The sequence below is a fragment of the Halomonas sp. H33-56 genome, from assembly GCF_040147035.1.
In the GTDB taxonomy this organism is placed as follows: Bacteria; Pseudomonadota; Gammaproteobacteria; order Pseudomonadales; family Halomonadaceae; genus Halomonas; species Halomonas litopenaei.
Window position 1 is genome coordinate 3,602,945 of sequence record NZ_JAMSHP010000001.1, and the last position, 11,224, is coordinate 3,614,168.

The 11,224-nt window shown below is 66.0% G+C and carries 9 protein-coding genes; 3 read left to right on the top strand and 6 right to left on the bottom strand.

Going from position 1 to position 11,224, the window contains the following annotated elements; genetic code table 11:
• Nucleotides 1-406: 406 nt before the first annotated feature.
• Both betT and NFH98_RS15380 read left to right on the top strand, forming a co-directional pair.
• A complete protein-coding gene (betT, locus tag NFH98_RS15375) occupies nucleotides 407-2,452 on the top strand; it encodes a choline BCCT transporter BetT (protein ID WP_349622920.1) in 2,046 nt (681 codons plus the stop codon).
• A gap of 176 nt (nucleotides 2,453-2,628) precedes the next feature.
• On the top strand, nucleotides 2,629-2,976 hold the full coding sequence (locus NFH98_RS15380; protein ID WP_045994072.1) for a DOPA 4,5-dioxygenase family protein: 348 nt from the start codon (nucleotides 2,629-2,631) through the stop codon (nucleotides 2,974-2,976).
• 3 nt (nucleotides 2,977-2,979) lie between these two features.
• Here the strand turns inward: NFH98_RS15380 and phnX are convergent, their stop codons facing one another.
• The 3 genes from phnX to exaC all read right to left on the bottom strand — a co-directional run bounded on the left by phnX (nucleotide 2,980) and on the right by exaC (nucleotide 6,700).
• A complete protein-coding gene (gene phnX / locus NFH98_RS15385; protein WP_108448262.1) occupies nucleotides 2,980-3,813 on the bottom strand; it encodes a phosphonoacetaldehyde hydrolase in 834 nt (277 codons plus the stop codon).
• Nucleotides 3,814-3,961: 148 nt separating this feature from the next.
• Nucleotides 3,962-4,990 (bottom strand): alcohol dehydrogenase AdhP, encoded by a 1,029-nt coding sequence (gene adhP, locus NFH98_RS15390; protein ID WP_349622921.1) that lies wholly within the window; start codon nucleotides 4,988-4,990, stop codon nucleotides 3,962-3,964.
• A 189-nt stretch (nucleotides 4,991-5,179) separates the two neighbouring features.
• Nucleotides 5,180-6,700 (bottom strand): acetaldehyde dehydrogenase ExaC, encoded by a 1,521-nt coding sequence (gene exaC / locus NFH98_RS15395; RefSeq protein WP_045994075.1) that lies wholly within the window; start codon nucleotides 6,698-6,700, stop codon nucleotides 5,180-5,182.
• Between the two features lie 147 nt (nucleotides 6,701-6,847).
• Between exaC and NFH98_RS15400 the strand changes: the two genes are divergently transcribed.
• Nucleotides 6,848-7,546, top strand: a complete 699-nt coding sequence (locus NFH98_RS15400; RefSeq protein WP_349622922.1) for a response regulator — start codon at nucleotides 6,848-6,850, stop codon at nucleotides 7,544-7,546.
• A 35-nt stretch (nucleotides 7,547-7,581) separates the two neighbouring features.
• On the opposite strand, the gene NFH98_RS15405 is transcribed toward NFH98_RS15400, so the two are convergent.
• The 3 genes from NFH98_RS15405 to NFH98_RS15415 all read right to left on the bottom strand — a co-directional run bounded on the left by NFH98_RS15405 (nucleotide 7,582) and on the right by NFH98_RS15415 (nucleotide 10,853).
• Nucleotides 7,582-8,994: an ATP-binding response regulator gene (locus tag NFH98_RS15405; protein WP_231498611.1), complete on the bottom strand. Its 1,413-nt coding sequence runs from the start codon at nucleotides 8,992-8,994 to the stop codon at nucleotides 7,582-7,584.
• Complete coding sequence (nosP, locus tag NFH98_RS15410) at nucleotides 8,978-10,183, bottom strand: nitric oxide-sensing protein NosP (protein ID WP_083970549.1); 1,206 nt, start codon at nucleotides 10,181-10,183, stop codon at nucleotides 8,978-8,980. The genes NFH98_RS15405 and nosP overlap by 17 nt, the downstream gene beginning before the upstream one ends.
• 97 nt (nucleotides 10,184-10,280) lie before the next feature.
• The gene (locus NFH98_RS15415) at nucleotides 10,281-10,853 is read right to left on the bottom strand and encodes a putative antibiotic biosynthesis monooxygenase (RefSeq protein ID WP_204248979.1); all 573 of its coding nucleotides are present in this window, start codon (nucleotides 10,851-10,853) and stop codon (nucleotides 10,281-10,283) included.
• Nucleotides 10,854-11,224 lie beyond the last annotated feature (371 nt).

Consider the following 11,224-nt stretch of genomic DNA (forward strand, 5'->3'; position numbering starts at 1 on the left):
ACCGGTTCGGCCATAGGCGCTGCTCCGGGGGACCAGAAAGCCCTGTACCAACACGCCATGTCCGAGCCTCGGGCATGGCGTTTTCGTGCGCCCCCTGCCCGCCGTTTCTCCCCCTCGGGTTGAAAGATGCTCCCCATCTCTGTATTTTATTGAACGTTCAATCAATAAAATAACCGCGCGCCCCTGGCCGCGGTGGGTCGCCCAGACCCTTCGCAAGAGCCGCCAACAGGTGCCGAGCCACGACTCGGCCACTCCGCCATCATCATTTTGTTAATTGGTCGGTCAATTAACAAAATGGCGTAACGCTCACGGAAGCAGCATCAGGATGCCAGGATGGCATCGTGGAGAACGGCGATAGCCTCGCCGGGCAGGCTCTGTCTCACTTCATCCTCGAGGGAGCACGTGCATGTCACATCACGAGAGCGCCTCCCGCGATCGCCTCAACCCCGTCGTCTTTCACGGCGCGGTAGCCGGCATCGTGGTCTTTCTGTTCTTCACCATGACCTTCACCGAACGGGCCGGTGCCCTGTTCGACAGCGGTCTTGCCTGGGTCAACGACACCTTCGGCTGGTACTACATGCTGGCCGCCGTGGCCTATCTGGTGTTCGTGCTGGTCATCAGCCTGTCCCGGGTCGGCAACATTCGCCTCGGCCCGGACCACTCGCGCCCGGAGTTCTCGCTGCTGTCATGGGCCTCGATGCTGTTCGCCGCAGGCATCGGCATCGACCTTCTGTTCTTCTGCGTGGCCGAGCCGCTGTCGCACTATCTGACGCCCCCGGACATGGCCCCGGAAAGCGCCGCCGCCCTTAGGCAGGCGGTGCCCCAGACCTTCCTCCACTGGGGCCTGACCGGCTGGGGCATGTACGTGCTGATGGGCATGGCCCTGGCCTACTTCAGCTATCGCCATCGCCTGCCGCTGGCCATCCGCAGCGCCCTCTATCCGCTGTTGGGCAAGCGCATCTACGGCCCCATAGGCAATGCCGTCGATATCACCGCGGTGATCTCCACCGTGTTCGGCATCGCCACCAGCCTCGGTATCGGCGTCATCCAGCTCAACTACGGCCTGAGCTTCATGTTCGGCGTACCCGAAAGCCTGTCGACCCAGGTGGTGTTGATCGTGCTGGTGGTGATCCTGGCGACCATCTCGGTGGTCACCGGCGTCGAGAAGGGCATTCGCCGGCTGTCCGAGTTCAATATGCTGCTGGCCGCCGCCCTGCTGCTGTTCGTGCTGTTCCAGGGTGACACCCTGGCGCTGCTCAACGCCCTGGTGCTCAACGTCGGCGACTATCTCAGTGGCTTCGTCGGCAAGAGCTTCGACACCTACGCCTTCGCCGGCAGCGACGCCCAGCAGTGGAAAGGCTGGTGGACCATCTTCTTCTGGGGCTGGTGGATCGCCTGGACGCCCTTCGTCGGGCTGTTTCTGGCGCGCATCTCGCGCGGGCGCACCATTCGTCAGTTCGCCCTTGGCGCCCTGCTGATTCCGCTGGGCTTCATGATGGCGTGGATGTCGATCTTCGGTAACGCCGGCATCGACATGGTCGCCAATGACGGCCTGGCGGTGCTCGGCGAGCAGGCGCTGGCCACTCCCCAGACCACCATCTACACCTTCCTCGAGCAGTACCCCTACATCGGCGTCACCGCCTCGGTGGTCACCCTGCTCGGAGTGGTGTTCTTCGTTACCTCGGCGGACTCCGGCGCCCTGGTGCTGGCCAACTTCACCTCGATTCTGCGCGACGTCAACCACGACGCGCCGATCCGCCTGCGCATCTTCTGGGCGGCGGTGATCGGCCTGATTACCATCGCCCTGCTGATGGCCGGCGGCCTCGACGCCCTGCAAAGCGCGGTGGTGATCACCGCCCTGCCGTTCTCGCTGGTGATGTTCGCCATCATGGTGGGACTGGCCCGGGCCCTGCGCACCGAGAAGGAAAAGGCCGACGCGCGCAAGCTGGTCGCGGCCAGCGGCGAAGGCGGCAACTGGAAGGAACGCCTGGATCGGGCGCTGGACACCTCCAACCGCGCCGGTGCCGAGTCGACCATGGAGCACGCCCTGCGTCCGGGCCTGAAACAGTTCGTCGAGGAGCTCGAGCGTCGCGGCCAGTCGGCCACCCTGAGCGAAGAGCAGATCGAGGGCGAACCGCTGCCGCGGCTGACCCTGCAGGTAGACTTCGAGGAGATGCAGAGCTTCGTCTACCAGGTCCGCCCCCATCGCATGCGCACGCCGAGCTTCCTGCCGGCGGACGATGACTACTACCTGCGCCTGGACGTGCATCTGGCCGAAGGCGGCGTGGGTCAGAACCTCAATGGCTACACCCGGGGTCAGGTCATCGATGACGTGCTCGGCGAGTACGAACGCCACCTGCAGTTCCTGGCGATCGCCCGCCAGGGCACGCCGACGCCGGCCATGCCGGGCTTTATCGGCGAGCCACCCCAGGGCACGACCCAGGAACCCTGAGCGTGAACCGGCAAGGTCGTCACCGACGACGCCGGAGCAAGTGACAGCGGCGGCCCCAGGGCCGCCGCTTCAGTATGTAACGCTGGTGGGCAGGCGGGCGTGACACCGCGATTGCCATGCATCGCCAGGGACGCGATCCTTGTCGACGTCATCAGCAGAGCGCCCAGGAGAGTCCCATGCCCGACGTCGAGCAGATTCGCTACTACCACGCCCACCTCTACTACGACGATGCCGAAGGGCTTGCCCAGGCCAGGACCCTGGCCGAGCAATGCCAGTCGCGCTTTGCCGTTCAGGTGGGGCGTTTTCATCAACAACCGGTGGGGCCGCATCCGCGCTGGAGCTGCCAGCTATCCTTCGCGGCCGAGGCCTTCGGCGAAATCGTGCCCTGGCTCGCCATCCATCGGGGCGAGCTGGACATCTTCGTGCATCTGGGCACCGACGACGACCTCTTCGACCATACCCAGGGCGTCATCTGGCTGGGACGCAGCCACGCACTCGACCTGTCCGTTTTTTCCCCGAGCTGACCTTCACGAGGCCTGGGGTCGCTCGCCCCGGGCGAGCCGAGCCGCGATCTGATCCAGCACACCGTCAAGCTCGGCGACGCTTGCGATCAGGTAGTGGGGGCGACAGGCGCTCAGTCGCTCGGCTACGTGGCGCCGGCGCCGCTCGAGCGCGTCCGGCGGGGTCGCTTGGTAACCCTCGAGATCCAGCCCCATGGCGTTGCCGGTATCGGTCACCGCCACCGTCCACATGCCGGCGGCGCGCCCCTCCTCGATGCCGGGAGCGGTATCATCGACCTTGACGCAAGCCGCCACATCGCCGATACCGAGCGCCACCACATTGGCCAGCGCCTGAGCCGGCCCGGGTCGCCCGCGCACCACCTCGTCACCGGCGACGGCGTGGTCCACCTCGAGCCCCGCCTGGCGCGCCGCACGGCGCACCGGCGCCAGCACCTCGGCGGGATAGCCGGAGCAGGAACCGATCTTGAGTCCTCTGCCCCGCAGCCCCGCGAGACATTCCCGGGCGCCAGGAATCGGCGCGGAATGCTCGGCCACCTTGGCCACCTGCAACGGCATGAACCGCCGATAGAGCACGTCGACGTCCTCGTCGCTCGGCGAGTGGCCACAGGCCTGGCGAAAACGCTCGGCGATGTCGGGCAGATCGCACAGGGCGCGGATATGATCCCACTTGCTCATGCCCATGGGGCCACGGGCTTCGTCGAGGCTGACGGCCACACCGATCTCGGCGAACACCTCGACAAACACCTGGGTCGGGGCGAAGGAGCCAAAGTCGACCAGGGTCCCGGCCCAGTCGAAGATGACGGCCTCCAGGGCCAGGGGGGCGTGACGTTCGGTACTCATGCGGTCGGCTCCTTGCGGGTTCGAGATGCCATGGATGGTGCCGCGACACCAGCGTAGGCAAGGATGACAAGGACATCACATGCATATGACAGGGCGGCGACACCTGGTGTCGCCGCCCTGCTGTATCGACCGCTGCTGCTCAGTCAACCTAGCCCTGCATATCGAGCACGACTCGGCCTTCGATCTTGCCATCGATCATGCGGCCGAAGATGTCGTTGATATTGGCCAGACGGTCGGTGGACACGGTGGCCTTGACCTTGCCTTCACCAGCAAAGTCCAGCGCCTCCTGAAGGTCCTGACGGGTACCGACGATGGAGCCACGCACGGTGATGCCGTTGAGCACGGTATCGAAGATCGGAAGCGGAAAGTCGCCCGGCGGCAGGCCGTTCAAGGCGATGGTGCCACCGCGCCGGACCATGCCCTGGGCCTGCTCGAAGGCCTTCGGCGAGACCGCCGTGACCAGGGCCCCGTGGGCGCCGCCGATGTCCCGCTTGATCGCCGCCACCGGGTCCTCCTTCAAGGCGTTGACGGTGACCGTGGCGCCGAGCCGTCGTGCCAGCTCCAGCTTGTCGTCGGCCACGTCCACCGCCGCCACGTTCAGGCCCATGGCCACGGCGTACTGCACCGCCATATGGCCAAGACCACCGATGCCAGAGATCACCACCCACTGCCCCGGGCGGGTATCGGTCGTCTTCAGGCCCTTGTAGACGGTGACACCGGCGCAAAGTACCGGGGCGATCTCGACGAAGCCGACGTTGCTCGGCAGATGGCCGACGAAGCCGGCGTCGGCGATGGCGTACTCGGCGAAGCCGCCGTTGACCGAGTAGCCGGTGTTCTGCTGGGACTCGCACAGGGTCTCCCAGCCACCCAGGCAGTGCTCGCAGTGGCCGCAGGCGCTGTACAGCCAGGGAATCCCCACCCGATCGCCTTCCTTGACGTGGTTTACACCCTCGCCCACCGCGGCGACCTCGCCGACGCCTTCGTGTCCGGGAATAAATGGCGGGTTGGGCTTGACCGGCCAGTCGCCGTGGGCGGCGTGCAGGTCGGTATGGCAGACCCCGGAGGCGGCGATCTTGACCAGTACCTCGCCCCTGGCAGGACGCGGTACCTCGACCTCCTCGATGGTCAAGGGCTGACCGAACTGACGAACGACGGCGGCTTCCATGGTGCTTTGCATTGTTATACTCCTTGCCCTGATCCGGGCAAAAAGGGTCTCTATCCGCCCGCTATCAAGGAAGGACGGTACAGAGGAGAAAGGTGTCCGGGGACACCCGGTGAAGGGGCGTGGCGCTGAGAGCCAAACGGCGTCAGGCCACTGGGGTGAAGCTTCCCGGGCCCGGTGGTACCGGGCCCGGATCGACTCCCTTTAGAAAAAACCGAGGGGGTTGGTGTCGTAGCTCACCAGCAGGTTCTTGGTCTGCTGGTAGTGCTCGAGCGCCATCTTGTGGGTCTCGCGACCGACGCCGGATTTCTTGTAGCCGCCGAAGGCGGCGTGGGCGGGATACTGGTGGTAGCAGTTGGTCCATACGCGACCGGCCTGGATGCCACGCCCCATGCGGAAGGCCACGTTGATGTCACGACTCCAGACGCCGGCGCCAAGACCGAATTCGGTGTCGTTGGCAATCGCCAGGGCTTCTTCCTCATCCTTGAAGGTGGTCACCGCCACCACCGGGCCGAAGATCTCTTCCTGGAAGACGCGCATCTTGTTGTTGCCCTTGAGCAGCGTCGGCTCGATGTAGTAGCCGGTGTCCAGATCGGCATTGAGCTTGGCCTGGTTGCCACCGGTCAGGAACTCGGCGCCTTCCTCCCGGGCCACGTCCATGTAGGACATGATCTTGTCAAACTGCTCCTTGGAGGCCTGGGCGCCGACCTGAACCTCGGTGTCCAGCGGGTTGCCACGCTTGATGGTGGTGACCCGCTCCATCACCTTGGCCATGAACGGCTCGTAGATGCTCTCCTGGATCAGCGCCCGCGACGGGCAGGTGCACACCTCACCCTGGTTGAAGAAGGCCAGCACCAGCCCCTCGGCGGCCTTGTCGATGAACTCCGGCTCGGCGTTCATGATGTCGGCGAAGTAGATGTTGGGCGACTTGCCGCCAAGCTCCACGGTAGAAGGAATGATGTTGTCGGCAGCGCACTTGAGGATGTGCGAGCCCACCGGGGTGGAACCGGTAAAGGCGATCTTGGCGATGCGCTTGCTGGTGGCCAGGGCCTCCCCCGCCTCGGCGCCGAAGCCGTTGACCACGTTGACCACGCCGGGAGGCAGCAGGTCACCGATCACCTCCATCAGCTTGAGGATCGAAGCCGGGGTCTGCTCGGCGGGCTTGAGCACCACGCAGTTGCCGGCGGCCAGCGCAGGCGCGAGTTTCCAGGTGGCCATCAGCAGCGGAAAGTTCCAGGGGATGATCTGGCCGACGACGCCGAGTGGCTCGTGGAAGTGATAGGCCACGGTATTGGCGTCGATATCGGCGGCGGTGCCTTCCTGGGCACGAATGCAGCCGGCGAAGTAGCGGAAGTGGTCCACCGCCAGCGGAATATCGGCGTTCAGGGTCTCGCGCACCGCCTTGCCGTTGTCCCAGCACTCGGCCACCGCCAGCGCCTCCAGGTTGGCCTCGATGCGCTCGGCAATCTTCAACAGGATGTTGCTGCGCTCGCCGGCGGAGGTGCGCCCCCAGGCCGGCGCTGCCCCATGGGCGGCGTCCAGCGCCTTGTCGATATCCTCGGCACCGGAGCGGGGGATCTGGCAGAACACCTGGCCGTTGACCGGGCTTACGTTGTCGAAGTACTGACCCTTGACCGGGGCGACGAACTCGCCGCCGATATAGTTGCCGTAGCGCTCGTCGAAGCTGACCACGGCGTCGGGTTGTCCGGGGTTGGCGTAGATCATGGCGTGTCTCCTTGGAAAGGATGTTGTAGTTGTCTGCCACTCCAGTCTTGGTCAGGAACCTGGCTTGCGACATACTGCCCTGGCAGGAGAGCGCCTCCTCCTTCGGTAGGAGACCGACCAAGGACACAGACAACCGGGACGCCAGACATGTACAGCCTGATGGTGGCTGACGATCACCCGCTCTTTCGCGACGCCATTGCCGCGGTCATTCAATCGGGCCTGCCCGGCACCGAGCTGCGCGAGGCGGACTGTTTCGCCGCGCTGGCAAGCGCCCTCGACGCCGACGACGACGTCGACCTGGTGCTGCTGGACTTGAATCTGCCTGACGCCTCGGCCCTGGACGGGCTGCGCGAATTGCGCCGGGCATTTCCGGCGGTGCCGGTGGCGGTGCTGTCGGCCGAAAGCGAGCGCGCCACGGTGCTCGGCGCCCTGGATCTGGGCGCCATCGGGTACCTGCCGAAGTCCACGCCACGCCCGGACCTGCTGGCGGCGATCAAGCAGATCCTGGACGGCCAGATCTATCTGCCCGCCGAGATCATGCGCCGCCCGGCCGAGGCCTCGAGTGCCCCGCCTGCGACGCAGGGGGCGACACAGGGGGTGACGGGTCCAGCCGATGCAGGCGCGCTCGAGCAGTTGACGGTCAAGCAGCTCGAGGTGCTGTCCCTGCTGATTCGCGGCGCCTCCAACAAGGTCATCGCCCGCGAGCTCGATATCGCCGAGACCACGGTCAAGACCCACGTCTCGGCGATCCTCAAGAAGCTTGGCGTCGGCAGCCGTGTTCAGGCGATCCTGGCAGCCGACGAGTCCACCCTGCTGGCCTGCCTGGCCAGGCGGCGGGCGCGCTAGAAGGCAGAACGTCTCGCTGACCAAGGCAAGACGGCTCAACCGGCGTCGAGCAGGTGTATCAGTGCCTGACGCAGGCGCAGGGGCTTCAGCGGCTTCAGTAGACAGGGGAAGCCAAGCTCACGACAACGCCGCTTGATCTCGGCGTCGTGGTTGGCAGTGATCAGTATCGGGGCCAGGTCTACATGAGAGCCGGCCAGGCGCTGCGCCAGCGCCAGGCCATCTTCTTCGTCGCTGGACAGGTGGTAGTCGATCATCACCACCGTTGGCGACGGCCTATCCATGCCCTGTGTCTCGTGGCGCTCGGCCAGGCTCTGTTCCAGTTCAACCACTCGCGACGCGAGGCGCGCCCGACATCCCCAGCCACCCAGCAGCGCGCTCATGCCCTCGAGGATGGCGGGATCGTTGTCCAGCACCCATACCTCGGTACTCTGCAGCTGCCGCGTGCCGGCCTGCTGCAGGGTCGAGGCCGACGGGGCCACCGCACGCGCCGGGCGAGCGCAGGGCACGCTTACCGAGAACTGGGCGCCCTGGCCGGGTCGGCTATTGAGGGTAATGGGATGATCGAGCAGCCGGGCGATGCGATCGACGATGGCAAGCCCCAGTCCCAGCCCGCGCTCCTGCCCCGGGGCTGCGGCGTTGCCCCGGCGAAACTCCAGAAAGATCTCGTCGCGCCGAGCCTCGTCGATGCCCGGGCCGGTATCCCCCACCAGGATCTCGAGCCAGTACTGCTGGCCTACCCGACGTCTGCGACAGCCGAGCAGCACCCGCCCCGACTCGGTGTAGCGCACGGCGTTGGACATCAGGTTGCGAATCACTCGGGCCAGCAGCGCCAGGTCGGACTCGACCCAGGCGGAACTCGGCACATAGCGAAACGCCAGCCCGCGGGCGCCGGCCATCTGACGAAATTCCTCGGCGAGCGCATCCAGCAACTGCGAGACGGCGAAGGGGGCCACGTCCGGGGTCAACACCCCGGCATCCAGTCGCGAGATGTCGACCAGGGTCCCCAGCAGCAATTCCACGTCGCTGAGCGAGCGATCGATACGCTGCACCAGGCGACCGGATTCTTCCGGCAGCTTTCGCTCTTCCAGGGCGCTGGCAAACAGCCGCGCGGCGTTGAGCGGCTGCAGCAGGTCGTGGCTGACCGCCGCCAGGAAGCGGGTCTTGGAGGCATTGGCGGCCTCGGCGTCGCGCCGGGCCTCCTCCAGACGGGCATTGGTTTCGGCCAGTTCATCCAGGGTACGGTGCAGGGTCTCGGTGCGCTCGCGCACCTGCTCGGCGAGCAGCACCGCGTGCTCGAAGGCACCATAGGGTGCCCCGCCCGCCCCGGCGGACTCGACCCGCTCGATCAGCGCCTGGCAGATCCGGCGTAACCGATGGTTTTCCTCCAGCAGTTCCTGTTCCAGTGCACTGCTGGCGCGATCCTGCCTTGGCTCACCGACCAGATCCAATCGCCACCCCCGTGAAAGTCTGGTTGATATGCATGCCGTGGTGCTGCTCACCGTAGGTGTTGAAGCCCACCACCGAGGCCCTGGAAAGTCGTTCGGAGGCGTCGCCGATCTGCGCGAGCGCCTCGAACTCCAGACGCCTGAGAAAGCAGTCACAGCCGATGATCAACTGCGGTTTCCCCAGCCGGCGCTGAAGGCCCCCCAGGGTATCGTCGAGGGCCTCGAGAATCGGCGTGCCGGCCATGGCGGTCAGCACGATGCCGGTCTCCACCGCGCAGTAGAAGCTGAGGCTACCGTCGGCGTTGGCACGCTGGATCGAGCGGACGTAGTAGGCATCGCCCAGCTTGACCGCCAACGGGTGGCGGGCAAACACGCCCTCATCGAGTTCGCTTGGCAAGACACCGACCAGCCGGGCGTACTCGTCCACCGCGGGCAGGGCATTGAGCTCCAGCACACGCCGGCCCGCAGGATCGGCGCGGGTGACCACCAGCTTGTCACGGCGTGCCGCCAGGTGATGGGTCGAGAACACCTCGAAGGGATGGTGGGTGGTGATCAGCACCACCACCGCCGCCGCGCTGTGAAAGCGCCCACCGGCAAACACATGGGTATGCGCCAGTCGGTTGTCGTCCCCGGCCGAGCCACCGAAGCTCGGGATACCACCCAGGGCGGCGTCCAGAGTGGTCAGCACCTGCTCTTCGCTGGCCGACAGCCCATCGAGCAGGGTCAGCGCGAAGGCCTCGCCATCCAGATGCCCCCTGGCGGTGGCAAGAAGCGACTCCACCCGACGCTGGGCGTCGATCAGGGAGACGCTCTCGAGGTCCTCGAGCAGGGTGGTGGCCACGCCAAAATGACGGCGATCGAACCCGATGGCGACGATGGTCCCGCGCTCGTACCCCAGCGGGGTGATCTCACCCGCCGTGGTGCAACCCGCCAGCGGCAGCCCACCGAAGGTCGACTCCAGGGCCTGGGCCAGGGGGTCCAGCGCGTATTCGGCGCTGACGAAGAACAGCACGAAACCCAGGTCGGGATGATAGAGCTCGTGATGCAGCTCACACGCCGCCTGTTCAGCCTTGGGGTGGCGGCTGGCCGCCACCTTGAGTCCCAGCGACGCAAGCTCTTGTTGTTCTGGTGTAGGGCGCTCCCGCGCGGTGATGTCGCCTTCCACGCGGGGCGCCGTGCTCGCACTGCCCATGGGCTGTCCTCAAGATCCGCGGCAACGCCGCATGACCTGAGTGTAGGCGCGAGCAGTGGCCAGACTCAATGCGAGCCGGGAGGGCCGCCTGTCAGCCTCAGCTGCGGCGCAGACGCAGGCTCAGGCGAGCGCCACGTCCGGGCGGCGCCTGAAGCCAGGGCGCCAGCAGGCGGGTAGACAGGGGGATGAAAAGGAACACCATCACCGGGGTCAGCATCAGGGTGCTGGCGAGTACCCGAGGAACCAGCGGCAAGGTCGCCAGGGTATCGCCCAGCAGCCACTGGAACATCAGCGACACCGGGAAGAACGCCAGCCAGATGGCGATCGCCTGCTTCCAGCGCGGCGGCACCCTGGGGCCGGGGCTGGTGAACCAGCTGTCGAGTCCCAGGGCACGCCGCTCCTGGGGGGCCTCGAACAGGCCGGCACCACGCTCGAGCCAGGCACGGCGCGAGGCGGAATGCTCCCAGCGTGCGAGGGTATCGGTGTCCTGAAAGCGAAAGATGATCTGATACTCGTCGTCGCCGGGGGGCGGCGCCAGGATGCCGGAGCCGAGATAGCCGGGAAAGTCCGCCGCCAGCTCGCGGCCTTCATCGAGCCACAGGGTGAAGTCGCGGTAGCGTCCACGCGCCACGCGGCGGGCCACCATGAGAGTCACGGGTTCGCTTGACATGGGATCTCCTCATCAATCGGACGTACCGCCTCGTGCCTGCTCGCGCCGACTTTCGCCGGCCTTCACAAGAAAACGGTCGTCCTTGTCAGGCCCCGGGTGGGGGCCGCCTGGGCCCGGTAAGGCCCTGTCCCGGCTGAGGTGGGGTCGCCACCTGCTCCGGGTCCTGCCTAGCATGAGGCAAGAAGCGCGCCATTATGCCATGCGCTCGGAATTTTTCCGTCTTTTTACTGAGAATCCAGAAAAATAACAGTCGATCATTTCGTTAAAGGGTCAAGAACAAAAAAAATGGCCCGACCTGTCAGGCCGGGCCATTGAGCAATACCCTTCATCGTGCACCAGTGAGAGGCGCCCAGGACGCCATCTGCACCTTG

Bases quoted from the DNA above. Each gene is read 5' to 3' on its own strand.
- NFH98_RS15415 (WP_204248979.1), bottom strand. From the start codon at position 10,853: ATGTCAAGCGAACCCGTGACTCTCATGGTGGCCCGCCGCGTGGCGCGT.
- NFH98_RS15400 (WP_349622922.1), top strand. From the start codon at position 6,848: ATGTACAGCCTGATGGTGGCTGACGATCACCCGCTCTTTCGCGACGCC.
- exaC (WP_045994075.1), bottom strand. From the start codon at position 6,700: ATGATCTACGCCAACCCCGGACAACCCGACGCCGTGGTCAGCTTCGAC.
- nosP (WP_083970549.1), bottom strand. From the start codon at position 10,183: ATGGGCAGTGCGAGCACGGCGCCCCGCGTGGAAGGCGACATCACCGCG.
- NFH98_RS15380 (WP_045994072.1), top strand. From the start codon at position 2,629: ATGCCCGACGTCGAGCAGATTCGCTACTACCACGCCCACCTCTACTAC.
- betT (WP_349622920.1), top strand. From the start codon at position 407: ATGTCACATCACGAGAGCGCCTCCCGCGATCGCCTCAACCCCGTCGTC.
- phnX (WP_108448262.1), bottom strand. From the start codon at position 3,813: ATGAGTACCGAACGTCACGCCCCCCTGGCCCTGGAGGCCGTCATCTTC.
- adhP (WP_349622921.1), bottom strand. From the start codon at position 4,990: ATGCAAAGCACCATGGAAGCCGCCGTCGTTCGTCAGTTCGGTCAGCCC.